20 protein-coding genes and 1 pseudogene are annotated in these 23,788 nt (G+C 62.5%); 10 read left to right on the top strand and 11 right to left on the bottom strand.

All coding sequences use genetic code 11. From position 1 onward, the window contains the following. Nucleotides 1–40 precede the first annotated feature (40 nt). From BBD46_RS09235 to BBD46_RS09225, 3 genes are all read right to left on the bottom strand, one after another. Nucleotides 41–1,258 carry a chemotaxis protein CheC gene (locus BBD46_RS09235; RefSeq protein ID WP_071401420.1) on the bottom strand — a complete coding sequence of 406 codons (1,218 nt, stop codon included), beginning with the start codon at nt 1,256–1,258 and terminating at the stop codon, nt 41–43. Between the two features lie 6 nt (nt 1,259–1,264). After that, nucleotides 1,265–1,621: a chemotaxis protein CheY gene (gene cheY, locus BBD46_RS09230; protein WP_006653774.1), complete on the bottom strand. Its 357-nt coding sequence runs from the start codon at nt 1,619–1,621 to the stop codon at nt 1,265–1,267. Nucleotides 1,622–2,251: 630 nt separating this feature from the next. Further along, on the bottom strand, nt 2,252–3,061 hold the full coding sequence (locus BBD46_RS09225; protein WP_071401419.1) for a CheR family methyltransferase: 810 nt from the start codon (nt 3,059–3,061) through the stop codon (nt 2,252–2,254). A 387-nt stretch (nt 3,062–3,448) separates the two neighbouring features. Here BBD46_RS09225 and BBD46_RS09220 point away from each other — a divergent pair, with 387 nt between their 5' ends. The 3 genes from BBD46_RS09220 to BBD46_RS09210 all read left to right on the top strand — a co-directional run bounded on the left by BBD46_RS09220 (nt 3,449) and on the right by BBD46_RS09210 (nt 7,035). Next, complete coding sequence (locus BBD46_RS09220) at nt 3,449–4,255, top strand: bacteriorhodopsin (protein ID WP_071401418.1); 807 nt, start codon at nt 3,449–3,451, stop codon at nt 4,253–4,255. Nucleotides 4,256–4,487: 232 nt separating this feature from the next. After that, complete coding sequence (locus BBD46_RS09215; RefSeq protein WP_071401417.1) at nt 4,488–6,128, top strand: methyl-accepting chemotaxis protein; 1,641 nt, start codon at nt 4,488–4,490, stop codon at nt 6,126–6,128. A 154-nt stretch (nt 6,129–6,282) separates the two neighbouring features. After that, nucleotides 6,283–7,035 carry a bacteriorhodopsin gene (locus tag BBD46_RS09210; protein ID WP_071401416.1) on the top strand — a complete coding sequence of 251 codons (753 nt, stop codon included), beginning with the start codon at nt 6,283–6,285 and terminating at the stop codon, nt 7,033–7,035. A 124-nt stretch (nt 7,036–7,159) separates the two neighbouring features. On the opposite strand, the gene BBD46_RS09205 is transcribed toward BBD46_RS09210, so the two are convergent. The 5 genes and pseudogenes from BBD46_RS09205 to BBD46_RS09185 all read right to left on the bottom strand — a co-directional run bounded on the left by BBD46_RS09205 (nt 7,160) and on the right by BBD46_RS09185 (nt 13,586). Then, nucleotides 7,160–8,746 (bottom strand): globin-coupled sensor protein, encoded by a 1,587-nt coding sequence (locus BBD46_RS09205; protein ID WP_071401607.1) that lies wholly within the window; start codon nt 8,744–8,746, stop codon nt 7,160–7,162. Nucleotides 8,747–9,008: 262 nt separating this feature from the next. Then, complete coding sequence (locus BBD46_RS09200; RefSeq protein ID WP_071401606.1) at nt 9,009–9,575, bottom strand: chemotaxis protein CheW; 567 nt, start codon at nt 9,573–9,575, stop codon at nt 9,009–9,011. Nucleotides 9,576–9,671: 96 nt separating this feature from the next. Next, nucleotides 9,672–11,305: pseudogene (locus tag BBD46_RS09195) on the bottom strand (methyl-accepting chemotaxis protein). Between the two features lie 323 nt (nt 11,306–11,628). Then, nucleotides 11,629–12,795, bottom strand: a complete 1,167-nt coding sequence (locus BBD46_RS09190; protein WP_071401415.1) for a chemotaxis protein CheW — start codon at nt 12,793–12,795, stop codon at nt 11,629–11,631. Then, the gene (locus BBD46_RS09185) at nt 12,792–13,586 is read right to left on the bottom strand and encodes a ParA family protein (RefSeq protein ID WP_071401414.1); all 795 of its coding nucleotides are present in this window, start codon (nt 13,584–13,586) and stop codon (nt 12,792–12,794) included. The genes BBD46_RS09190 and BBD46_RS09185 overlap by 4 nt, the downstream gene beginning before the upstream one ends. Before the next feature lie 138 nt (nt 13,587–13,724). On the opposite strand from BBD46_RS09185, the gene BBD46_RS22170 reads away from it, so the two are divergent. The 6 genes from BBD46_RS22170 to BBD46_RS09160 all read left to right on the top strand — a co-directional run bounded on the left by BBD46_RS22170 (nt 13,725) and on the right by BBD46_RS09160 (nt 19,263). Then, nucleotides 13,725–13,949 carry a hypothetical protein gene (locus tag BBD46_RS22170; RefSeq protein WP_139173555.1) on the top strand — a complete coding sequence of 75 codons (225 nt, stop codon included), beginning with the start codon at nt 13,725–13,727 and terminating at the stop codon, nt 13,947–13,949. After that, a complete protein-coding gene (gene cheB / locus BBD46_RS09180) occupies nt 13,949–14,998 on the top strand; it encodes a chemotaxis-specific protein-glutamate methyltransferase CheB (protein ID WP_071401413.1) in 1,050 nt (349 codons plus the stop codon). Before BBD46_RS22170 ends, cheB begins: the two co-directional genes overlap by 1 nt. Further along, nucleotides 14,986–17,007 (top strand): chemotaxis protein CheA, encoded by a 2,022-nt coding sequence (gene cheA, locus BBD46_RS09175; RefSeq protein WP_071401412.1) that lies wholly within the window; start codon nt 14,986–14,988, stop codon nt 17,005–17,007. The genes cheB and cheA overlap by 13 nt, the downstream gene beginning before the upstream one ends. Nucleotides 17,008–17,099: 92 nt before the next feature. After that, on the top strand, nt 17,100–17,717 hold the full coding sequence (locus BBD46_RS09170) for a chemotaxis protein CheD (RefSeq protein WP_071401411.1): 618 nt from the start codon (nt 17,100–17,102) through the stop codon (nt 17,715–17,717). Nucleotides 17,718–17,812: 95 nt separating this feature from the next. Continuing rightward, nucleotides 17,813–18,523, top strand: coding sequence for an RAD55 family ATPase (locus BBD46_RS09165; protein WP_071401410.1), 711 nt, complete (start codon nt 17,813–17,815; stop codon nt 18,521–18,523). Between the two features lie 5 nt (nt 18,524–18,528). Continuing rightward, nucleotides 18,529–19,263 (top strand): hypothetical protein, encoded by a 735-nt coding sequence (locus BBD46_RS09160; protein ID WP_071401409.1) that lies wholly within the window; start codon nt 18,529–18,531, stop codon nt 19,261–19,263. Nucleotides 19,264–19,649: 386 nt separating this feature from the next. On the opposite strand, the gene BBD46_RS09155 is transcribed toward BBD46_RS09160, so the two are convergent. The 3 genes from BBD46_RS09155 to BBD46_RS09145 form a co-directional block, all read right to left on the bottom strand. After that, on the bottom strand, nt 19,650–20,717 hold the full coding sequence (locus BBD46_RS09155) for an anthranilate phosphoribosyltransferase (RefSeq protein ID WP_071401408.1): 1,068 nt from the start codon (nt 20,715–20,717) through the stop codon (nt 19,650–19,652). A 114-nt stretch (nt 20,718–20,831) separates the two neighbouring features. Beyond that, nucleotides 20,832–21,422, bottom strand: coding sequence for a bactofilin family protein (locus BBD46_RS09150; protein ID WP_171908179.1), 591 nt, complete (start codon nt 21,420–21,422; stop codon nt 20,832–20,834). Nucleotides 21,423–21,504: 82 nt separating this feature from the next. Next, nucleotides 21,505–22,545 (bottom strand): phosphatase PAP2 family protein, encoded by a 1,041-nt coding sequence (locus BBD46_RS09145; RefSeq protein WP_071401406.1) that lies wholly within the window; start codon nt 22,543–22,545, stop codon nt 21,505–21,507. 131 nt (nt 22,546–22,676) lie between these two features. Between BBD46_RS09145 and BBD46_RS09140 the strand changes: the two genes are divergently transcribed. Next, nucleotides 22,677–23,726 carry an Lrp/AsnC family transcriptional regulator gene (locus tag BBD46_RS09140; protein ID WP_071401405.1) on the top strand — a complete coding sequence of 350 codons (1,050 nt, stop codon included), beginning with the start codon at nt 22,677–22,679 and terminating at the stop codon, nt 23,724–23,726. Nucleotides 23,727–23,788 lie beyond the last annotated feature (62 nt).

Here is a 23,788-nt window from a genome sequence, read left to right as displayed (position 1 = left end):
GGACAGAGGCCAAATAGAACAGGTGACTCGAGACGCGCTACTACTGGCGGTCGAACAGTTCCGCTGGATCGACGCTCGTGTTCTCCGAGTTCTCGATGAGCAGGTCACCGAGCGCCTGCTTGAGTTCGGACCGGCGCGGCAGGGCGAGCATCTGGCAGGTGAACACCTGGTCGCTGTTGGTCTGGATGTTCGAGTCGAGCATGAACGCGTGGTCGTCGGTTTCGGCCATCTTGGACGTGATCGGCGTCATGATCGACGAGCCGGTGTCGGCGACGAACTGCGGCGGTTCGTGTTTGATTTCGGCGTTCAACACGTTCGCCCAGCCGTCGACGAAGCCGCTGGTCATGATGTTGCCGAGTTCCTTCAGCGCGCCCTGTTCGACGGAGCCCCACTGTTCGTCGGTTTCCATCGGGACGAGGGAGTCGACGACCGCCCGTCCGGACGGCTGGTCGAACAGAATGACCAGGTTCCCGCTGAACTTGCCGTCGAACGGCATGACGGTCCCGACGTAGCGCTTGTTGCCGACCTCCGCCGGAATATCTTCGATCGGCACCAGCGTCAGGCGACTGATTTCGACCGTCGTGTCGATGCCGGTCATCGACGTGATGTTCGTTGCGGCCTTCTCTGCGCCCTCCTTGGTCATGTCGTTGAAGACCTTGAGCTTCTCCACCGAGACGATGTCGTCGGTCCGCGGCTCGAAGGCGCGCTCGAGTGAGCTCGATTCGGGAACGAGCAAGATCCGGAAGTCGATCGGTTCGTTGACGCCTTCATCGGCGGCTTCGACGCGGCTTCGAAAGACGAACAGATAGTTGTCTTCGGTTGTCGCGGACTTTGGCAGGACGTCGGTCCCAGTGCCCTGAATGTACGACGGCGGCGAACTCTTGATCTTCGCGTTCAGGTAGTTCGCCCAGCCGTCGACGAAGCCGCTGGACATGATGTTGCCGACTTCCTCGATGCTGCTCTTTTTCTTCTCCGGGTCGTCCGCCGGGACGAGTTTGTCCGTGATCGCTTTCCGTCCCTGTTCGTCGAACGCGAGGACGACCTCGCCCGAGATTTCACCGGAGAGGTCGATGTTGACGCCGGCGAACTCGTTGCCGATGAACTCGTACTGAAGGTCCGAGGAGGACATGAGCGAGACGTTCGTCACCTGGACGCTCGTACTGATCCCCGTCAGTTGCGAGAGTGACTCGGCAGCCGATTGTGCGCCGTCGTGAGCGAGCTCCTGGTAGGTCTCGAGCTCGCGAATATCGATTTCCATGGCGGATTACCCGGCCGCGATGCTGTTGAGTTCCTCGAGGACACTTTCCTTCTGGAACGGTTTCGTGATGTAGCCCTCGGCACCGGCCTTGATCGAGTCTTTCATCTGCTCGGCCTGCTCGACGCTGGTGCACATGACGACTTTCGCGCTCGGATCCATATCCGTAATCTCGTCGGTCGCCTCGATGCCGTCTTTGATCGGCATCACGATGTCCATGAAGACGATGTCCGGCTGTTCTTCCTGATAGAGTTCGACGGCCTCGACCCCGTTTTCGGCCTCACCGACGATGGTGTGGTCTTCTTCCAAAATTTCACGGAGAAGATCCCGCATGAAGCCGGAGTCGTCCGTGATCAGCACATCCATGACCGAGTCAATACACGCAGATTACTTAATAATATTGACCAAGATGGTGACACTCGACCGACTGGAATCCACTGACGGCGTGGCGGTCTTCGAACGTGCCTCTGTCGTGCGATCAGGTGTGTAGTTGCTTGCGGTGGCTACTACGGATGGTGGCTGTGGCCGGCGAGAGACGGCCGGGGATAGCCAGGGATAGCGGGAGACGGCGAGAGTCAGTCGGGGACGGCCAGTGATGACGGGAAAGTCGATCACCGTCCAGTCGACCAGCACTTGCTCTGACAGCGTTCCGAGACCGTTTACAGCCCGAAACACCCTCCAGCGTGTCTGTCGGTTCGCTTTTGGCCACCAGCTGAATCACAGATCGGCCACAAGCTTTACAACCGTATGGGCATAAATCGGTTTCAAATCTGATAATACAGTCGGTGTGTACGTTAGTACATCAACGGGGGGTCCAAAACAAACGGTCTCGCCGCTGAGCAAACTGCATCCGTTCGGTATCGCCGGCTCACTGTGGGTCGCCACTCCCGACAGAACCACCGATTGGACCAGGAATTACCCGCGACTGTACACCAATCTGGTGTCAGTCGTCGATCAGCACACGACTCGGTACCGACAGCGGCCGCGTTCCGTCACTCACGTCCGCCGATAGATTCGATGGCGGTTGTCCGTCGCCTCGAACGTCGACTTCAACGACGGCGGAATCGTCTCGCTCTTGCCGATCACGAGATAGCCACCCTCCCGAAGGGAGTTGGCAATCGTTTCGAGCATCGATCGCTTGTACTCCGTATCGATGTAGATGAACAGATTTCGGCACGTCACCAGATTGAACCCGGACTTCGACGCCCCGCTGATCAGATCGTGGCGCTCGAAGGTCACCGGTCGCTTGACTCGGTCGCGCACGCGATAGACTCCCTCGTCTTGGTCGTGGTCGACGTACTGCTCGTAGTTCGAGAGGTACTCGAGTTCCCCGCCGAGATCGGTCGTTCGTGACTCCTCGTAGACGCCGTCGCGGGCGACGTCGAGGGCGTCCTCGCTGATGTCAGTGGCGACGATGTCGACGGCGGATTCGTCGATCTGGGGGTCGGCGTGGATGAGCATCGAGAGCGAGTAGGGTTCGCGGCCGTCGGCGCAGGCGGCGCTCCAGATCGAGACCTGTCGTTCGCGCGCGGAGAGGGTGCGAAGGACGTCACGGATGCCGTCCCAGACTTCGGGGTTGCGAAAGAAGCCGGTGACGTTGATGCTCATCGAGTCGAGCAGGGCTGCCTGCTCGTCGGGGTCGGTTCGAAGTTGATCGAAGTAGTCGTCGTAGTCGTCGCACTTCGTCCGTCGAAGTCGGGCCGTGACTCGTCGGTCGAGGTAGCTATCGTTGTAGTGGCTGGTCGAGAATCCAAGTTCGGTTTCCATATAGTCGAGGAGAGCGCGGAACGAGTCATCGGCGGGCACGGTTATACACAACTTTCAGATTCCGTGCAATAATAACCTTACGACACTGTGTAGCTCTCTTACACCTCTGTAGTAGTTGATCTGCATATGTTTTTATTGTTATATGTGTGACCAAGCGCGGGAAAATCACAGGCGGGCTCCGGGTCGAAACGAACGAGGCGCTGTTCACGCTGAAAAACCGGCCAAGAAGTGTAGATTCACAAATCATTATGTGTGTTGACAACCCATCACAACCGGGTGGGTCTCTCTGACAGAACTCAGTGATCCGCGACGGAGTCGACGAGACGGACGGTGGTATCGGGTCGACAACACGGACCGACAGCCGACGCTCGATGGGTGGGCACAGCGACAACACGCAGCCGGCTATCTCCCCTCGGTGATCCACCGATGATCGCGAGCGAGCCGATTCTCGCGGGCTCGGGGGTACTGTTACTCCTCGGGGCCGGTGGCTTCACACTCGGCACACGGCGGTTGCCAGCGACCACACGGCAGTTTGGCTACGCGATTGCACTCGCCTGTGCCAGCATGGGCACTGCGTACCTGCTCATGGCAGCGGATGCGTTGACCGTCGTGACCTCCGGCCGCGAGGAATCGGCTGCCCGGTTCCTCGGGTATACGGTCGTGATGACGACCAGTAGTCTCGTTATCGGTGCGCTCGCGGGCGCACGACGGCGACAGACACTCCTCCTCGTGGGTGGGAATCTGGTCGCAGTCTGGGGGACGCTCGCGAGCTGGATCCTGAGCGGGACAGGAGAACTGCTCGCCACCGGGCTCATCCTCGGTTCGTTCCTCGGCGTCACAGTGCTCCTGCTTGGACCGATGGCACGCGCCGCCAGCGCGGTTCACGCCGAGCGGACGCTCCTCTACGGAAAGCTCAGAAACCTGCTGTTGCTCGTCTGGGCCAGCCTCATCGTCCTCGGGGCACTCTCCGAACAGACGCTCGGGCTCACCGACGCTGTCGTCGGCCAACTCGCCGCAACGTACGTCGATCTCGTCTTCCTGTTCGGATTCGGGCTCCTCCTCGCACGAAACACCGAGGCACTCGCGTCCACCGGGCCGCTTGTCTCGTGGGGCGCGGTCGGGGGTGGGTCGAGCGTGGGCGATTCGAGCACGGGACACTCGAGTGGAGACCGGTCGGGTACAGGTGGAACGGGGGCACAGACACCCGGCTCGAACGCGACGGAGAGCGACTGAGTGCGCAAGCGGTGTGGCTATGAATTGCTGTGTTAGATTCGTGTAGGACAGTTCCGGGATTGTGATGGCGCTCGTCGTGGCATGTGGTGAGCGATAGCTAGGTATGGTGGAAGCGACCGCGGTGGCAATAACGATTATGTGGGGGTAGTGAGACGTCTACTGCAAGGCGGGAGTCAGTGTGTTGACTGATCAGATGCGCTGACTCCAGCGGTACGAGAGGGGAGACCACGGGATGCAATTCGATTCACTACTACCAGCACGGATTCGCCGCCAGTACAGTGTCAAGATAGCCGGTGCGCTCGGTTTCGTCGCCGTCGTGACGATCGGGTTCGGTGTCCTGTTTGGACTCCACATCGTCAACGGCCCGACCGAGGGACTGCAGGAACGCGCCATCGCCGGACTGACCGGCCTACTCGTTATTTTCTCGGTCAACCTCGGGCTCGTCGGGATCGTTCTCGGCGGAAACGTCGCCCTGTCGCTGCGCCAGCTCGGCGAGCGAACCGAGCAGATCGGCGACGGGACGTTCGACGTCGACCTCGAAACCAATCGGGTCGACGAGATCGGCCAGCTCTACGACTCGGTCGGTGCGATGCGCGACTCACTCGAGACGACACTCGAAGAGGTCGAGGCCGAACAGGAACGCGCCGAGACGGCCCAGCAGGAAGCCGAGGAGCAGGCCGCCCAGCTCGAGGAGGAACGCGAGCGGATTCAGGAACTCCAGCATCAGGCCGAACAGCAGAATCAGGAACTCGTCGCCGAAGCCCAGCGCTTCTCGGACGTGATGGACGAGTGTGCTGCCGGCGACCTCAGTCGACGACTCGACCCGCAGACGGACGACGAGGCGATGCGGGCGATTGCGGAGTCGTTCAACCGGATGCTCGATCGGATTGGCGACGTCGTCGCCGAAGTGCAGGACGCAAGCGAAACGGTCGACGAGATGTCCGGCGACCTGCAGGGGTCGAGCCAGCAGATCCGCGCAGCCAGCCAGGAAGTCGCCGAGTCGGTCCAGGAGATCGCAGACGGCGCGACGAGCCAGACCGAGGATCTCGAACTCGCCGCCAGCGAGGTCAGCGACCTCTCGGCGGCCACCGAGGAAGTCGCAGCGACGACCTCCGAGATCGCAACCCAGTCCGAAGGGATGGCGACGCTCGCAGACGACGGCCAGGATGCGGCAGCCGACGCCGCACAGAACATCGACCAGCTCGTCGAGACGACCGAAACCGTCGTCGAAACGGTCGAGGAACTCAACGAGGAGGCCGACCAGATCGGCGAAGTGATCTCGCTCATCGACGACATCGCCGACCAGACCAATCTACTCGCGCTCAACGCGAACGTCGAAGCCGCCCGCGCCGACGAGAGCGGGGACGGCTTCGCCGTCGTCGCGAACGAGATCAAGTCGCTCGCCGAGGAAACCATGGACGCCGTCGAGGAAATCGAGGGGACACTCGAGTCCATCCGTGATCGGACGGGGACGACGGCGGAGGAGATCACGATGGTCGACTCGAACATCAAGACGACGGCGACGCGCGTCGACGAGCTGCAGTCCCAACTCGAGACGATCAGTTCCGAGGCGGACCAGATGGACGCGAGTATTCAGGAGATTACGCAGACGGCGGACGACCAGGCGAGTTCGGCACAGGAGCTTGCGACGATCGTCGACGACGTGACGAGCGTGTCGGCGGAGACGAGCAGTCAGGCCGAGCAGGTCGCAGCAGCCTCCGAGGAGACGACGGCGACGACGGAGAGCGTCTCGACGATGGCGGGCGATCTGGACGAGCAGGCACAGCGGCTGAACGAGTTGATGGAGACGTTTACGATCGATCGGCAGGCCCAGTCGGCGATGGCGGCCCCTGCGGGAGTTGGAGACGACTAACGCTGGCGTCGATCGCGGTTCTGGAGTGGCTTTCCTACCGTCTCACTCGGTATATGGCTGCTGACGATTCGACGACGACGGTACGACGATACCGCGACGACACTACGACTACGACAGCACGAAACACCACGACTACGACACTACTACCACGACAATGATTGACCACACGACAACCTTCGTACTGACGAGCACGATTCTTGCAGCAATGACGACTCTCTTCCTGCTATGGGTCCGCCGACTCGAGGCCGGATCACGGCGTCTCGGGTATGCGGTCGTCGCCGCCTCCGGCGTGATGTGTGTCACGTACCTGCTGATGGCTGCGGGCGTTCTCACCGTCTCGACGACCGGCCGCGACGAGTCTGTCGCCCGGTTCCTCGGCTACTCGATCGCCTGGGGTGCCGTCGCCTCTGTGATCGGGCTGATATCCGGTGCCGAACGGCGGTACACACTCGCCCTGCTCGGCGGGATTCTGCTGAGTCTCTGGGCGACTGTGGGGAGCTGGATTCTCGGCGGCACGGCCGGGACCGTCATCTCACTCGCGATCGTCGCCGGCGTCGGCGTAATGGGCGCTACCCTGTACGGCCCGCTCGCACGCCAGGCACAGACCGTGAGCAGCGAGCGCACGCTCCTGTTCAGTCGACTCAGGAACCTGACCGTCCTCGTCTTCGTCGGGCTGCTCGCAACCGGTATGCTCTCCGCACAGAACCTCGCGTTCACCGACGCCTTCGTCGGCCAGACGCTCGCGACCTACCTCGACATCGTCTGGCTCGCCGGCTTCGGCGGACTGGTGCTCCGCAGTACGGACGCACTCGCAGACGCCACCGACGATCGACCCGCAACAGCCGCGGTGAACTCGAGTTCGAGTACTGACGGTGCCACGACTGGGTCGGTTCAGTCTGCGGACTGAGCGGTACGGTTGTGGGTGCTGCTGCTGGTTTCGGTGTCGGTGCTGGTGTCGGAACCGGTACTGGTGTCGGAACCGGTGTCAGTAGTTAGTTTGAACTCGAGAGCGACGAGCGTACTGCTGTGAGCTACGACGAGGACATCTCGTCGGCGAGTCGGGCGACTTCGGACTCGATCTTGTCGACGATCTCTTCGACTTGCTCGTTCTGGTCGACGATCGCCTCGATTTCGGTTGTGACCTCGTGTGACTGTTCCATTGCGGTGTCGGCCATGCTTGCGACCTCCTCAGTACTCGCAGCCTGGTCGTCGGTTGCCGTTGCGACCTCCTGGATGCCCGTACTCGCCTCCTGGACGGATTCTTCGATTCGCTCTAAGTTGTCGACCGTCTCCTCGACCAGGTCGACACCGCTTTCGATCTCCTCGTTTGCCGTCTCGAGGCTGTCGACCGTCTCCTCGGTATCTGCCTGGATCTGGTCGATCATCCGCTCGATGTTCTTGGCTTCCTCCTGGGACTCCTCGGCCAGGGACTTGACCTCGTTTGCGACGACTGCGAAGCCGTCGCCGGCCTCGCCGGCCGTCGCCGCCTCGATCGAGGCGTTGAGCGCGAGGAGATTGGTCTGGTCGGCGATGTCGTTGATCACGTCGACGATCTCGTCGATCTTCTGGACGCTCTCGCGCAGATCCTCGACATCGTCGGTGACCTCGTCCGCAGCGTCGTCGACGACCTCCATCTTGTCGATGGCTTCCTCGGCGGTCTCCGTGGTGTCGCTTGCGATCTCCTCGGCGCGCTCGCTGGTCGCGCTGACCTCCTCGGCGTTCGAGGCGATCTCCTCGACCGTCGCCGACAGTCCGGCGACCTCGCTCGAAATCTCGCCAACCGCGTTGGACTGCTTCGCGGCCAGGTCGTTAATCTCCTCGGAGCGCTCCGAAACCTCCGACGAACTCTCGCGAAGGTCGCTGACCGATGACTGGACGTTCTTCGAGACCTCGCGTCGGTGCTCGAGTTCGTCCTCGATATCGGCGTAGGCGTCGATGTAGGTATCCATCGCGATCTGCTGGTCGACGTTCAGGAGTTTGAGCACGGAGAGCGACTGTTCGACGACGCCGTCGACCATCGCCTGGGCCTCCGAGAGCGGCACGAGTGGCTCGTCCTGCGCCGTGTCTGGCGTGTGTTCCTCGCCTGCAGACGCAGACGACTCCGTGGCAGGTGTCTCCGAAACAGTCTCACCGGCAAGCTCGTCCGTCGCATCCTCAGCAAGTGCCGTCAGAATTCCTTCGTAGTAGATCGAATAGCCGCCGAGGTAGAACTTCGGCCCCATATCCAGCATATCGTGGATTTTGCCAATTCTGGCACGACGCTCAGCGTACTCGGTTCCGTATTCGCCGCGCCCGAGATCGAGTAGATACTCGTACTGGGTCTTCTCGAGTGCGTCGACAGCTTTCGACGAGGAATTGAGAACAGCGGTCGCCTCTGTGTTCGACTGCAGATGGGCGTAGAACTCGTCGACGAGGTCGTCTGCAATCTCCTCGAACAGCGGTGCCATCGACTCGAGTCGGTCTTCATCCGCGCTGTCGAAGCCGACGAACTCTTTTCGCCACTCGATTTCGCGACGGTCAAGTCCGATCCGTGCGGCGAGTGATTCTCCATCGACCTGTCGTCTGTTGCTCTCGTCGATTTTGAACTGCGACTGGCGCTCCGTCTGGTGAGTCGGCATTGTCTCGATGTTCCGTCGAGTCATCCATATACTTATTGGCAGGGCGATGTTTCGACGGAGAACAAGCCGCCTGTTAGCTGTTTCATCGGGTATGATACCTGAGTGGTAGCAGAAAACAGTGGACGCTTTGCCGATCGTACTCGAGTCCGGGCTGGCCTACCGACCGAAACGCGTTCTCGTAGGGAACCGTGATATCGTACCGTAACGAGTCACCGTGTCGAACCAGTCCCACAGCGAATCGTATTCTGGGCCGAAGCGAACGTTAAACGCGAACGTCGGTCGGATCAATCCACAGCACGAATTCGTCTTCCTGTCGAACGATGCCAGCGATCCCCTCGCCGTCAACGGCGGTGTCGACTGCTGTCGCGTCGATCTTGCGTACCTGGCGTACCTCGTCTGCGAGCCAGCCGATCCGGTCGGTCGAATCGCGCTTTCGCTTGAAGACGATGATTCGATTCCCGAGTTCGTCGCTGTCGTTCTCGCCAAAGATCGTTCGCAGGTTGACGATCTTCGTCGTTTCGCCACGGAGGTCCATCACGCCCTCGACGTGGTCGGGAGTGTTCGGAATCGCGGTCAGTTCGTCCGTGTTGACGATCTCCGCGACGTAGCCGATGTCGACACAGTAGCGGTTTTCACCGAGGTCGAACTCAAGTACGTGGACGGTGAGTTCGTCGGGGGTGTCGGTGTCGGCGTTGGCGGTTGTGCTGGTGGCGTTGGCGTTGGTGTTCGTGTTCGTATTCGTATTTGGGTTTGTGTTGGTGTCGGCGTTGGTATTCGTTTCTTCAGTCGCGTTCGATTGTGTTGCGTTGGGTTGATTCGTGGATACCATGGCAGTTCGGTGTTCGGCGTTGTGTTCGGCAATCGGTGTTCGGCAGTCGGCAGTCGGCAATCGGCGTTCGAAGTCGTGACCCGCAGAGGCCGCACCTCAGCTGTGGTCGTCCGTCGACAGACGACGAACGTCGCCCTCGACATCGTCGACCAGTTCGTCGACGGTCTCGGCGTGGTGCTCGATGGCTTCGAGACCGTTGGCGACCTGCTGGGATTTGTCCATCGCAGTGTCGGTCATGCTTGCGACCTCCTCAGTACTCGCAGCTTGGTCGTCGGTCGCGGTCGCGACCTCCTGGATGCCCGTACTCGCCTCCTGGACGGATTCTTCGATTCGCTCTAAGTTGTCGACTGTGTCTTCGACCAGGTCGACACCAGTGGAGACGCCTCGTTTGCTGTATCGAGACTGTCGACCGTCTCCTCGGTATCTGCCTGGATCTGGTCGATCATCCGCTCGATGTTCTTGGCTTCCTCCTGGGATTCCTCGGCCAGTGACTTGACCTCGTTTGCGACGACCGCGAAGCCGTCGCCGGCCTCGCCGGCCGTCGCCGCCTCGATCGAGGCGTTGAGCGCGAGCAAATTCGTCTGGTCGGCGATGTCGTTGATCACGTCGACGATTTCGTCGATCTTCTGGACGCTCTCGCGCAGATCCTCGACGTCCTCGGTTACCTCGTCGGTTGCGTCCTCGACGTCTTCGATCTGATCGATCGCTTCCTCCGCTGTTTCCGTGGTGTCGCTTGCGATCTCCTCGGCGCGCTCGCTGGTCGCACTAACCTCCTCGGCGTTCGAGGCGATCTCCTCGACCGTCGCCGACAGCCCGGACACCTCGCTCGCGATCTCGTTCATCGACGCCGACTGGTCGTCCGCGAGATCGGTGATCTCTGCGGTTCGGTCGGTCACGTCGTCCGTCGAATCTGCGACCTCGCGAAGCGTCTCCTGAATGCGGTCGCCAACGGCCTCACGGTTGCGCTTCGTCTCGAGCTGGTCTTGGAGCTGTGCTTCGTACTCTGCGATCCGCTCCTTGTCGGCCGCCCGCTGTGTGTGCTGTGCGCTGGCGTAGGTCTCCATCGCGAGCTGCTGATCGACGAGACTGTGACGCAGGAGCGAAAGGGTCCGTTCGACGACGGTCTCGACGGCGTCGTCTACTGCCGTCTCCACATCGTCCGCCGTCTCGCCGTCGGTATCGGCATCGGACTCGAGTTCGGCTGCAAACTCGGATTCGACCTCGCCCCCAACTTCTGCTTTCACGTCCGCAGCAATCGCCTCGAGTGCGCCCTCGTAGTACGCACCGAACGAGCCGATGTACGCTTCAGGACCCGCCGCGAGAAGGGTTCCGACAGCCGGCGACTCGAACCGCGCTGCGAACACATCCGCGTCGGCCCGCCCGTTCGCCGCGGCGTCGACGAGTGCAGCCTGGGCGGACTCGAGTTCCTCCTGGCTCGCCTCCCGCTGGTCTGTGAGTGCACTCGAAACCGCAGGGTCGCGGCAGGCGGCGTCGGCGGATGCCGCGGCGAGGGCTGTGCGATTGTCGGCGAAGAGTTCCGAGAGCGACTCGAGTCGGGCCTCGTCGTCGGCGTCCAGTGACACGAGGTCGCTCGCGCGGTCGACGCTCGCGGGGTCGACGCCGGCGTTCGTAATGGCGTCGACGTCCGCGTCCGTGACCGACGCCGACCCGGTTCCCGTTGGGTCGGTAGCGGCCTCGAGACGGGACGCTCCGCCGTCTGTTCTGGGCATAGTGGTGACAGTGAGAGTCAGCTAAATAAGTGTTTTTGCAGATTCGAAGAAGCGGGCGGTTTGGCGGCCACAACAGTCATATACGGTGGTTTGAGAGTCGGGACGGATGCAGCGATCAGTACGGAACGCAACAGTTTCTCGGTGAACGGTTACGCAGGCTCGGCCAGCAAAACGAAACCGAAGACGATTGCATCGGCCAACAAACCGAGCACGAAGACGACCGAATCGACGAGCGAGGCGTCATACGGTCTGCTGTACCGATTTGCCGATCCGACCGCAGGACGGCTCGCGGTCGGGCCGGAACTGACTTCAAGTAGTCCGTCTCAGTCGATGTTCGCGATGAGTTCGTCGATATCGAGCCAGGCGACGAGCGTCGTCCGGTCGTCGTCGTCCTGCTTCTTGATGATGCCGCGAACGCACTCGTGTTGGTGGTCGCCGGCGGCGTCCATGACGCTGCCCGTCTCGTCGATCTGGCTATCGTGATACGTCACAGCCTGCGAAACGTCGGTCACGCGAACGCCGAGTTTCTGTTTGTCGTCGCCGCGTTCCAGGACGACGATGTACTGATCGTCGGACAGTTCGTTGTGCTCGACATCGAGCATCGTCGTCGGATCGAGGACGCCCGTGATCTCGCCGCGGAGGTCCGTCACACCGTCGATTGCGGTGGGGCCGCGCGGGAAGCGCGTGATGTCTTTCATCTCGACGATGGCGCTGATCCGGTCGATCTCGATGGCGTAGCGGTTCTCGTTCAGGTAGAACTCGAGCATCTGGATCGTCGACTCGCCGTCGTGCGTCGAGTGGATCAGCGTGTTGCCCTGCTCGAACATGGCGTCCTTGCGCGCGGCGGTCGCGTCGCCGTACCCCTCGGCGTCAGCCATCGTCGCGGAGCCGTCGACGGTCGGTTCTGCGCCGGTTCCCGTGAGTTCGGCGACGGTTGACTGGCTGGCGACGGCACCGCCGAGTGCGGCGAGCGGCCCGCCCGCGTTGGCGTTCGGCCCGGCGTCGGAGACCGAGTCGCCCTCGTTGAACGAGAGCGAGACATCGCCGTCGTCCGTCTCTGCCGACGCGTCGGCAGCTGCGGGCTCGACGGTTTCCACCGCACCAGTCTCCGAATCGGCCGTGTCCGATTCCTGTTCTGCCTCGGAAGGAGCGTCTACCGTCTGCTGGCTGTCGACGTGACCATCATCACTGTCAGCCGCGGTCCCGTCGCCGCTCGTTGCTGGCCCGTCGCGTTCGCCTGCTGATTCGGTACCGCTATCTGCGCTGTCGTCGTCCGCAGACGGCGCTTCCGCCGCGGTCTCGTCCGCCTCGCCTTGCGCTGTTGTCTCCTCGGTTTCCTCAGTTGCCCCTGTTTTTCCAGTTTCCCCCGTCTCCTCAGTTTTCTCAGTTACCGCTGTTTCTTCAGTCTCCTCACTCTCCGCTGTCTCACGTGCTCCACCAGCCGCACGGTTGCGCATCTCCCGTAGTCGACGTGCTCTGTCGTCAGTCATGCTGGAATCTCCTGTCTCGGCAACTGCTCGTCTAGCTGCTCGGCCATCTCCGTGAACACCGCGCTCATATCCGTCTCTTCCTCCACCGCAAACACCGATTTCCCCGACGCGAACGCCCGCTGCAACGCCACACGCTTTCGGATCCGATACAGCGGCACGTCCGGCAGCGCCTCGTCGAACCACTCGAGCATCTCCGTCGCCGCTCGCGTGTTCTCGATCCGGTTCGCCACCAGCGCCTGCGGCTCGATCGTCACGTCGTGGTCCATCTCCAGCGCCCCGACGTAATCGAAGAGTAACTCGAGTGACCGCTTGCTCGTCGGTTCGGCGAGCGCGGGAATTACGAGGTTCTCCGTCGCGTACAGCGCGTTGTCGGTCAGGAGACCGAGGTGGGGCGAGCAGTCGACGACGGTGACGTCGTACCCGCCTGCAGTCTCGAGTCGATCGAGGAGCGCGTCGAGTCGCGTCTCGCCGTCCGGTTCCTGGACGAGCGTAGACTCGGCGGCGTTCATGTCGACGTTGCTCGTGACGACGTCCATCTCCGGGTGAGTGGAGACGAGTTCGTCACAGTCGACAGCCGCCGGCTCGACGAGCGCGTCGAGTAGCGACGGCGGTTCGGCGTCGTAGGCCTCGAGCAGGCCGAGTCCTTCGGTCGCGTTCCCCTGCGGATCGAGATCGACGAAGAGGACGTCACGTCCGAGTTCGTTCAGCGCACCCGCGAGGTTGATCGCGACGGTCGTCTTGCCGACGCCTCCTTTCTGATTTGTCACACACAGCCGAGCAGCTCCCGCCATTCGAGTGAGTCGTTTCAACTCTGCCTACATAACTCACACGGCCAGTGGGGGTGAGAGCGTGGCTTTCGTCGGATCGAGCGGCGCTCGACGGCCGGTCCGGCCGAACGCTTTATGCGGGGATCATTACAAACCAGTGCCATGGCAGTGAACGGATCGAGCGCCGACGCCGTCGAGGCCGGCGACGCGACGGATTGTCTTGGTGCTCGTCGGGCGGGGCGAATCGAAGCGGGGGCGCTCAACGCGTTGGGACAGCGTACTGGGGAGCAAGAGTGTGACATCGGAGCTGACTCCGGACGGCCCAGCGGACGAGTATCGAAATCGAATCTACCGGGCCACACCTCCGGGTCGCGGGAGGACACCTGATGGTCGATGCAGTAATCGCAGACGACTCGGCGGTGATGCGCGAGACGCTCGGAAAGATTCTGGAGGATGGTGGCATCACCGTCGTCGCCCGTGCCAAAGACGGCGTCGAGGCGGTCGAACTCATCGAGCGCCACGATCCAGACGTGGCGACGATCGACATTCAGATGCCCGGACTGACGGGCCACGAAGTGATCGAACAGGTGATGGCCGAGAACCCGATTCCGATGCTGGTTATCAGCTCGCAGACGACGCGCAACGCGGATGCGACGTTCGACGCACTGGACGCCGGTGCGGTCGACTTTCTGGCGAAGCCGTCGGGCGACGGCTCGGTCAACATCTGGTCCCAGCAGGAGACGATCGTCGACCGCGTCCGTGCGGTCGCGGAAGCGGACGTTGCAGGGATGGAGACGGGCCGGGTCAGCGAGGACCAGTCCCGGACGATCAGCGTCAGTTCCGAGTTCCCCTGCGATCCGACGCTCGTCATCGGTGCATCGACCGGCGGCCCGCGGGTCGTCGAACAAGTGCTGTCCGAGCTTCCACAGCGGGCAGGCCTCCGCGTACTTGTAGTCCAACACATGGCAGATCATTACACAGAGCGATTCGCGAAACGGCTCAACGAACGAACGGCGTACGATTTCAGGCAGGCCCGAGAGGGAGACACCGTCGGCCCTGGCGAGGGCGTCCTGGCGAAGGGCGGCTCACACCTACGAGTGACCAACGAACGGAACGGGCAACTGACCGTCTCTCACGACAACGGCCCCAAACGCCATAACGTCAGGCCCGCCATCGACGTAACGATGGAAACCGCAGCCGAAACGGTCACCGGCAATCTCACCGGTGTGATTCTGACCGGGATGGGTGCCGACGGCGCAGCCGGCCTCGCCGCGATCAAAGACGCCGGCGGGAAGGCGCTCGTCCAGGATGAGGCGACCTCGCGCGTCTACGGCATGCCGAAGGTGGCAGCCGAGGAAGTCGACGTCGACATGGTGCTCCCGAAGGACCGCATCGCCGAGGGCATCACCAACGCCTTCCGGGGGTGGTCCGCGTGAGCGACGCGACCAGCACCTTCGTCCAGGAGAGCCAGGAAGACATCCAGAAGTTGAACAACGCACTGCTCGACCTCGAGGACGACCCTGGGAGTTCGGACGCCATCGAGACGGTGTTCCGCGTCGCACACAACCTGAAAGGGAACTTCGGCGTGATGGGCTATACGACGGCGAGCAACCTCGCTCACGCGATCGAAGACCTGCTCGACTGCATTCGCGACGGCGAACTCGAGGTCACCCCCGAACGGATGGACCTCATCTTCAACGGCGTCGACCACCTCGCCCAGATGGTCGAGGAAATCTCGGACACCGGCGAGACGAACACCGACCCCGAGGAGACGATCGAGGCGATCCGCGCGTCGATCGAAGGTGGCGAGTCCGCGCCGGGTGAGACCGCAGGGACGACCGACGAATCGACTGGCGACGACGCCGTCGACACCGACCGCGACGTCCCGCTCGAAGACCTCGCAGACGACGTCGACATCGAGGCACTCGAGTCCGACACCGCCGTCTACCGGGCGGCACTCGAGTTAGATGACAGTGGCTCGCCGCAGGTCGACGCGATGTTCGTCATCGATGCGGCCGGTGACGAGTACGAGTTACTGCGGACGGTGCCGACGAACGAGACGATCGAGGCGGGTGAGTTCGATGCGGTCTTCGACGCCTACGTGACGGCGACGGGCGACGACGCAGACAACGAGGCCGTCGAGGCGTTCTTCGACGACAACCGGTACGTCGAGGGTGCCAGCGTCACGGACGTAACGGGCGACATTATCGACGCGGTGACGGCGGATGCAGACGATTCGGACGACGCCGATGCCGAGTCCGACGATTCGGCAGGGAGCAGTTCGAACGTCACCCACAGCAGTAAGGAAGTCGAGTCGATCCGTGTCGACGTCGAACAGGTCGACCAGCTCTACAACCAGGTCGAAGAGATGGTCACGAGCCGGATCAAGCTCCGCAAGATCATCGAGGACAACGAACTGGTCGAAGCCGAAGACGAACTCGAGGAGCACGGCAAGATCACGGCCAGTCTGCAGGATACGGTACTCGAGATCCGGCTGGTGCCGCTGAAGAAGATCGTCGGCAACTTCCCGCGGGTCGTCCGCGACATCTCGCGCGATCAGGGCAAGGAGATCGACTTCCAGATGGAGGGTGTCGACATCGAGATGGATCGCTCGATCCTGAACGAACTGGGCGACCCGCTGATGCACCTCATCCGGAACGCGGTCGACCACGGGATCGAATCGCCCGAGGAGCGCGAGCGGAAGGGCAAGTCCCGCGAGGGGACGATCAAACTCATCGGCGAGCGCGAACGCGACCGCGTCTCCGTGACGGTGAAAGACGACGGTGGCGGCCTCGACGTCGAGAAGATTCGGTCCAAGGCGGTCGAGAAGGGTGTAATGGCTGAAGAAGAGGTCAAGCTACTCGACGACTCCGAGGTGTACGACCTCATCTTCCACCCCGGCTTCTCGACGACCGACGAGGTGACTGAGGTCAGCGGCCGCGGCGTCGGGATGGACGTGGTCAACCAGGTCGTCCGCGGCGTCGACGGCTCGATCAACGTCGAGAGCGAACCCGACGAGGGAACCGAGATCACGCTGATGTTGCCCGTCAGCGTGGCAATCGTCCGCGTCCTGTTCGTGACGGTCGGCGACGAGACCTACGGCGTTCCGATCAAGAACATCGACGAAATCTCCGAGTTCGAGGATGTCGATATCGAATCCGTCGAAGGCCGACAGACCGTCACCCACGACGGCGACGTGTATCCGCTGCTCTCGCTTGGCGACCGCCTCGACGTCCCCGACACCGAACCCGACGAGGACGACATGGTCGTTCGCATCAAAGACAGCGTCAGGCAGGTCTGTCTGCGCTGCTCCGACGTGATGGGGCAAGAAGAGGTCGTCATCAAGCCGTTCGAAGGCGTCCTGAGCGGTGCACCCGGAATCAGCGGGGCCTCGGTGCTCGGCGAGGGAGAAGTCGTGATGATCCTCGACGTGGATACGCTGTAGCAACGCCCATCGTACTCGAGTACGGCGGCGGCACAGACAACAGGTGTGGGTGGTGGCACACTGCGGGAACCGAACAACCACCAATTCAGACTATGACGGATAAAAAGAGACTCGGTCGGGACCACTCCACACCAGAACGAGCGGAGACGCCGTCAACCGAGGACATCACAGAAGAGATTATCGCGACCCTGCGTACAGACCCCGATTCTGCAGACCGCTCTTCAGCACCCGACGACACCGGCGCGATTCCCGTTGGCATCGCCGACTACGCGCTTACGGACGACGAGACGACGCTCAAAACCAGCGGGCTCGGCTCCTGTATCGGCGTCGCAATCCACGACGACCGCGCCGGCGTCAGCGGCCTCCTCCACTTCATGCTTCCAGCCGCCGCCGACGCGAACGGCACCCACCCAGACGCGAAGTTCGCCGACACCGGCTTCGAGTCCATGCTCGAGTCATTTCGCGACCTCGGGGGCACGCCCGCCCGCTCGTGGGCCAAAGTCGCCGGCGGCGCGGCGATGCTCGACACCCAGCTCACCGCCACGATCGGCGAGCGAAACATCGAAGCCGTCACGACCGAACTTGAGGCCGCCCACATCCAGATCCGCGAGACTGATGTCGGCGGCTACCACGGGCGGTCGCTCGCGTTCGATCCGTCGACCGGGACGTTGACGGTGACGAGTGCGAACGGCGATGTTCGGCAACTCTGACGGCTGTCGGCGGCGTCTGCGGCATCCAAACTGTCGAATGGCGTGAAAGACGGCCGCCAGAATTTATTTAGTCGGTACGTTCCTGATTCCCGACAATGCGAATTCCATCGGGTGTACCGGGGTTCGACGAACTGCTCAGCGGCGGGCTCTTGAAAGACCGCCTGTACGTCATCAGCGGCCCGCCCGGCAGCGGGAAGACGACGTTCTGCTCACAGTTCGTGACCAAGGGTGCGATTGACGGGGAGACGACGCTGTTTCTGACCCTCCACGAGTCCCAGCAGGAACTCGTCTCGGACATGGCCAACTACGAGTTCGGCTTCGACAAGGCCGTCAGCTCCGGCCACGTGAAGGTGCTCAACGTCTTCGACAAGGAAGCACAGCGACTCTTCTCGTCCTCGTCGCGAAGCTCCGGGGACTTCCCATCGAACGTCGAAAACCTCTCGAACCAACTCGTCGCCTTCGTCGAATCGCGCGACGTCGACCGGCTGGTTATCGACTCGACGATGTTACTCGAGTACTACTTCTCTGACGACCTGAACGCGCTGATCAAGTTCCTGACGAAGCTAAAGCGCGCCGACGCGACGGTCATCTTGATTTCGGAGATGACGGATCCGTCGTCCTACTCTGACGGCCACTACCTGGCCCACGGGGTCGTCTTCATGCACAACTATCTGGAAGCGGGTGGGATGACGCGGGGGGTACAGATCATCAAGATGCGCGGGACGGAGATCGACTGTGATATTCGTGGAGTCGAGTTCACGAACCGCGGATTGCAAGTCGATCCGAGCACGAAGATCCAGACCTGAGTTCGATGTACGACAAGAGCTTCGGCACGGACTGGGAGTCGATCGACGGCCGCGAGGAGGTCGTCGAACGGGCCTACGCCCTCGGCGTCGCAGTACGTCTCGGCGATACGTACACCGACGAACTCGATCGGTTGACGAATCAGGTCGAGACGACCTACGACGAGAGTTTCGTCAATCTCGCCTATCAGAAGGGCCGCGACGAGGCGGCCAACCTGTCGAGCCAGCCGCCCAGAGAGATCTGGCAGGAACTGGTCGAGGATCAGACGATCATCGAGGCCACAGAGACGGAGGAAACAGACGATACACTGCCGGACGCGATTCGCGGCGTCGACATCGATAGTCCGCCCGCCGACAGCACAGAGAGCCTCCGGAAACCAGGGCTGCTTGAACGCCACCGTGCAGCACAGCGCGACTCGGACGACGGCGTCCAGAGCCTGTTCGGCGACGGTCGCTCGATCTTCGGCCGCTCGATGGCCAAGATCAGACGGACCCAAACAGACACCGACTTGCAGGACGAGGAGAGCGACAGTGGCGGTGATGCAGACGATGACACCGACAGCGACGACTCGGCCGGCGACGGAGAGACAGCACCAAACGAGGGAAGTGCATCGAACCGGAGCAACACCCAGAACCAGCGTCAGTCCACGGGGAACTCGAGTACCACTGGACGAACGTCGTCCACTGACGGCGCTCGCCGATCGCGGTCGGGTGATCGCTCCCAGTCGACCGACGACCGCTAACGGGGTCGCGCTGGTACAGCAGAATTACGTGTTTACTTTGTTCTGTGTTCGCTATCATACTATAACTCGTAACAGACAGGAATTGTGGTGAACGCCAGCGAGGACGCTGGCTGCTGGTCACAGCTTCACCGGTGCTCTGTCGTCAGTGACCGTTGCGATACGGTGTCGCTGCGACGGTTTGACTGACGCGGCTGCAACCGGTACTCGAGTCCCAGTACACTCACAACAAACCAGCAGCGGTAGGACTTGGCCAAACAAGCGTGTTAGACGGCGGATTCACGCTGATTGGGAACTGATACTGACAGTAACGACTCAGCCGGAGAAAACATGCGTACATTCGGACTGGTATTCCAACCCCTCAGGAAAGAATAACAATTGTAGCAGGGTCAGAACGACCGGAGGTCCTCGAGTACCGCCGCGGCGCTGCCGTCGTCGATAACCTCGCGGGCACGCTCGAGCCCGTCCGCGAGGCTGTCGACGTCCTGGCGGGCGTACATGCGGAACGCGCCGTTGAGTGCGATCGCATCGGCGAACTGGTCGTCGCGCTCGCCGGCGAGGACGGCCTCGGTGATCGAGGCGGAGTCAGCGGTTACGTCGTCGACCGCGAGGTCGTCACCCTCCATCTCCATGCCGTACTCGGCGGTTTCAATCTCGTAATCTGCGAGATCCTCGCCCTCGTCCCACTCGGCGACCTTCGTATACCCCGGGCGGATGTCGTCGTAGCCTTCCATTCCCTGGAAGAAGATCGCGCGGGTGTACTCGAGTTGGTCGCTCTCTTTGAGCAGGTCGGTCAGCTTCTTCGCGAACGCGAGGTGGTAGAACGAGCCGAGGTGGACGTCGGCGTTCGCGGGGTTGGCGACGGTTTCGATGGTGTTGACGAAGGTACGGACGCCCATCTGGTCGCGCCGGTCGAAGAGGTCGTGGACGCCGGGGTTGAACTCGGGCTGGTAGTAGAAGCCGAATCCGGTCTCGTCGACCATGTCGGCGCTCTCCTGGGGTGCGAGTTCGGTCCTGACGCCGAGTTCGTCGAGGACGTGCTTGTAGGCGGTTTCCTTCTGGGTCGGCACGCCGTCCCCGGAGTGGACGACGACGGGGGTACCCGCGGCCGCGGCGACGACGCCGGCACCGACGCCGAGCAGGGCGGAGGTGTGCTTGCCGTCGTAGTTCGCGCCACAGTCGACGGGATCGGCGTCGGGTTCGGCGGTGACGACGGCCTCCTCACGCATCACGTCGGTGAAGGCCGCGAGCTCTTCGGGGTTGTTTCGCTTCCAGCGGTTCGCCAGCCAGAACGCGCCGAGCGTTGTCTCGTCGGGTTCGCCCGCGAGGATGCGCTGGAACGCTTCGCGTGCCTGCTCGCGAGTCATGTCGTCGGCGGACTTGTGTCCCGAGCCGACGACTTCCGTCATCAGCCGTTTTAGCGGCCACTCACCGAACTCCTGGGATGCCTGAGCCATGCGACCGACTTGGGACGGGCGGCGCAAAAGCCTCCCGTTTCCGGTGGCGGACTCCGTGCCGAACACCGACGGTGGAACGAAGTCGCGCCGTCCCCGTCGGCCCATCGGAGCGCATCAGCCCGTCTCCTCCACGTCGCCGTCGACCTCCGCCGTGTCCGCGAGCTCGACCGACTGTCCGGTCACGTCCCCGTCGACTTCGGCGTCGGTCTCGAGTACCACGTCGCCATCGGCGTCGATGCTACCATCCACCTCCGCGTCCTCTCGCAGGAGCACGTCACCGCCGGCCTCGACGTCGCCGTCGACGCTCGCATCGTGTTCGAGCGCGACGTGTTCGCCGGCCTCGATGCCGTCGTCGACTTCGGCGTCCTCCTCGAGAAGAACGTGTTCGCCCGCATCAACGTGGCCGTCGACCTCGGCATCTCGTTCGAGGACGACCGAGCCCTCGGTGGTGAGGTCGCCGTCGAGTTCGACGTCTTCGGCGATGACGACGTCGTCGTCGGTGTCGATTTCGCCCTCGTCCTCCTCGACCGCCATTGCGTCGTCTCGGTTCTCGATCGGCCACGAGTCGTCGATTTCGTCGTCATCGAGCGGGCTGTAGTCGTCGTCTCCGCTTTCACTCCCGTTGCCCTCGTCTTCGTCCGACTGTGCGCCCGCCCCGCTCGCGACGAATCCAGCCGCAACCGCCGTTCCAGCAAGCTGTAACATGCGCCGCCGTGTCGATTTTCGAACCATCACGAGTGGCTGGCCACGGGAAGGTCCATAAAGGATTCACCAGGATCGAACTGCACTACTCGTTTCGAACGCGGTTGCGAACCCGTTCGGCGTACTCTCTCAGCGCCGAGAGGGCGCGTCGCCAGGTGCGCGGCGAGAGGAGGTGTCCGAGGCCGGCCAGCGCCGCCCGAAGCCAGAACGCAAGCGACACGCCGGCCCGGCGCGCGTGCGGAGAGTGACGGAGTACGGGGACGGTGACGACGAGTGCGGTGGCGAGTCCGGCGAGTCCGCCCGCAACGTACACCGAGAGGACGGGAAACAGTTCGAACGTCCCAACGAGCGGCGCGAGCGCGAGTGCTGCCAGTCCGCCGTGGAACGCGACTGGACGAGCCGCCTGCGAGGGCAGCTCGACGGCGACGAGCCGGCGACCGAGTACGATCAACTGCCAGCCGGCGAACGCGCCGAGCGAGGCCGCGAGAATGAAGACCGACTCCATCGCCACGTCGCTCGTCACGACGAAAAAGCCGCCGAGGGCGATCGCGGCGGCGAACGCGACCGTCGTTCGATCGGTGAGGTACTTCGAGAGCGCCTGCACGGCGAGGAGCAAGAACGCACCGACGGCGAACCCAACGACGACATCGACGAGGTAGTGAACGCCGAGGGCGACGCGGGAGAAGGCGACGGTCGCGACCAGGCCGGCCGCCACGGCGAATCGACGGCGGCGCGTACTCACGGTGAGCACGTGCGCCAGGCCGAAGAAGACGATCGTGGTGTTAACTGCGTGGCCGCTCGGAAAGCCGTAGCCGGATGCGAACGCCGTCGCCTCGTAGAGTTGCTGGACGCCGACCGGGAGCAGGTCCGGATCGAGAAGCGGTTCGTCCGGCCGCGGAAAGCGGAATATCTCCTTCAGTCCCTTGTAGAGTCCCATTCCGGCCAGCCAGACGCCCGCGACGGCACCGATATCGTCGCGGTTCGGCGAGCCGATCCAGTACGCGATGGTAAGTACGAGCGCCAGAAACCAGATATCGCCGAGTTGGGTGAGCAACGCGATGATGACGGCAGCCCACTCGGGAATCTGTTCCTGGATCGGACCGAACTCGCCGATTCCACGCGACATCGTTCGAAGTCATCCGTCCAACAGGTAAAACACCATCCATATCATGCGCCGAACGCGGCCACGGAACAAGCCGTTGTGCGGGCCACCACTGACCCGAAAGCGATACGGTACCCGTTTCCCTAGATTCGCCAATGACCACATCGGCGGGGACCTGGCGCGACGCCATCGACGACGTCGACGCAGCGCTGATCGACGGCTACCAGAGCGGCTTCCCGATCGAGGAACGTCCGTTCCGACGAGTCGCAGCCGACCTCGGAATCGAGGCGGACGACGCCGTCGACCGCGTTCGAACGCTCATGGACGCCGGCGTCGTCCGCCGATTCGGTGCCGTGCTCAACCCGCCGGTGATCGGCTCCTCGACGCTCGCAGCCGTTAAAGCCCCCGAGGACCGGTTCGACGAGGTTGCGGCGACGATCAACGACTATCGACAGGTCAACCACAACTACGCCCGCGACCACGAGTGGAACATGTGGTTCGTCGTCACCGCCGGCTCACAGGCCACACGCGACGCGATCCTCGACGAAATCGAAAAAGAAACTGGGTGTTCGGTGCTCACTCTCCCGATGCTCACCGACTACTACATCGACCTCGAGTTCCCCGTCGTCAACACCGACCGCTTCGCCCGCGAGTCACTCACCGCACAGACCGACGCGTCGGCGACCCGGATCAGCGAATCCGCAACCAGCTCACTGTCGGTACTCGAGTCCGACCTCCTGCTCGAAATTCAGGACGGGTTCCCGCTGTCGGCGACGCCGTACCGAGACGTGGCCGACGAACTCGATGCAGATGTCGAGGCTGTCCTGGCTGCAATCGATCGGCTACACGCAAACGGCTGCATCAAGCGCATCGGCTGCATTATCAACCACGTCGTGACCGGCTTCGATTCGAACTGCATGGTCGTCTGGGACGTACCGGACGAAAAACTCGACGAGTGGGGCGAGCGCGCGGGCGGGCTACCGTACGTGACGTTGTGTTATCACCGACCCCGCCGGCCCGAACAGGACTGGCCGTACAACCTGTTCACGATGATCCACGGCAGGGATTCTGACGCCGTCGACGAGAAGATCGACGAGTTGGCGACGGACTACCTGCCGGTCGACCACGATCGGCTTTACTCGACGGAGACGCTGAAACAGACGGGTGCGCGGTACGACGAAATCGTTAGTTCAGCCGACGAGTGAACGGCCACTGTTGCAGCGTCAGATCACCACCGTCGCAGCGGTAGACGGCCACTGTGACAGTG

The organism is Natrialba sp. SSL1 (genome assembly GCF_001861355.1).
Lineage (GTDB): Archaea > Halobacteriota > Halobacteria > Halobacteriales > Natrialbaceae > Natrialba.
This window is presented reverse-complemented; position numbering and strand designations above follow the sequence as displayed.

Excerpts from the sequence above, each read along its gene's own strand:
- BBD46_RS09235 (WP_071401420.1), bottom strand. The coding sequence starts at position 1,258 with ATGGAAATCGATATTCGCGAGCTCGAGACCTACCAGGAGCTCGCTCAC.
- cheY (WP_006653774.1), bottom strand. The coding sequence starts at position 1,621 with ATGGATGTGCTGATCACGGACGACTCCGGCTTCATGCGGGATCTTCTC.
- BBD46_RS09220 (WP_071401418.1), top strand. The coding sequence starts at position 3,449 with ATGATCGCGAGCGAGCCGATTCTCGCGGGCTCGGGGGTACTGTTACTC.
- BBD46_RS09215 (WP_071401417.1), top strand. The coding sequence starts at position 4,488 with ATGCAATTCGATTCACTACTACCAGCACGGATTCGCCGCCAGTACAGT.
- BBD46_RS09210 (WP_071401416.1), top strand. The coding sequence starts at position 6,283 with ATGATTGACCACACGACAACCTTCGTACTGACGAGCACGATTCTTGCA.
- BBD46_RS09205 (WP_071401607.1), bottom strand. The coding sequence starts at position 8,746 with ATGCCGACTCACCAGACGGAGCGCCAGTCGCAGTTCAAAATCGACGAG.
- BBD46_RS09200 (WP_071401606.1), bottom strand. The coding sequence starts at position 9,575 with ATGGTATCCACGAATCAACCCAACGCAACACAATCGAACGCGACTGAA.
- BBD46_RS09190 (WP_071401415.1), bottom strand. The coding sequence starts at position 12,795 with ATGACTGACGACAGAGCACGTCGACTACGGGAGATGCGCAACCGTGCG.
- BBD46_RS09185 (WP_071401414.1), bottom strand. The coding sequence starts at position 13,586 with ATGGCGGGAGCTGCTCGGCTGTGTGTGACAAATCAGAAAGGAGGCGTC.
- BBD46_RS22170 (WP_139173555.1), top strand. The coding sequence starts at position 13,725 with ATGGCAGTGAACGGATCGAGCGCCGACGCCGTCGAGGCCGGCGACGCG.
- cheB (WP_071401413.1), top strand. The coding sequence starts at position 13,949 with ATGGTCGATGCAGTAATCGCAGACGACTCGGCGGTGATGCGCGAGACG.
- BBD46_RS09170 (WP_071401411.1), top strand. The coding sequence starts at position 17,100 with ATGACGGATAAAAAGAGACTCGGTCGGGACCACTCCACACCAGAACGA.
- BBD46_RS09165 (WP_071401410.1), top strand. The coding sequence starts at position 17,813 with ATGCGAATTCCATCGGGTGTACCGGGGTTCGACGAACTGCTCAGCGGC.
- BBD46_RS09160 (WP_071401409.1), top strand. The coding sequence starts at position 18,529 with ATGTACGACAAGAGCTTCGGCACGGACTGGGAGTCGATCGACGGCCGC.
- BBD46_RS09155 (WP_071401408.1), bottom strand. The coding sequence starts at position 20,717 with ATGGCTCAGGCATCCCAGGAGTTCGGTGAGTGGCCGCTAAAACGGCTG.
- BBD46_RS09150 (WP_171908179.1), bottom strand. The coding sequence starts at position 21,422 with ATGTTACAGCTTGCTGGAACGGCGGTTGCGGCTGGATTCGTCGCGAGC.
- BBD46_RS09145 (WP_071401406.1), bottom strand. The coding sequence starts at position 22,545 with ATGTCGCGTGGAATCGGCGAGTTCGGTCCGATCCAGGAACAGATTCCC.
- BBD46_RS09140 (WP_071401405.1), top strand. The coding sequence starts at position 22,677 with ATGACCACATCGGCGGGGACCTGGCGCGACGCCATCGACGACGTCGAC.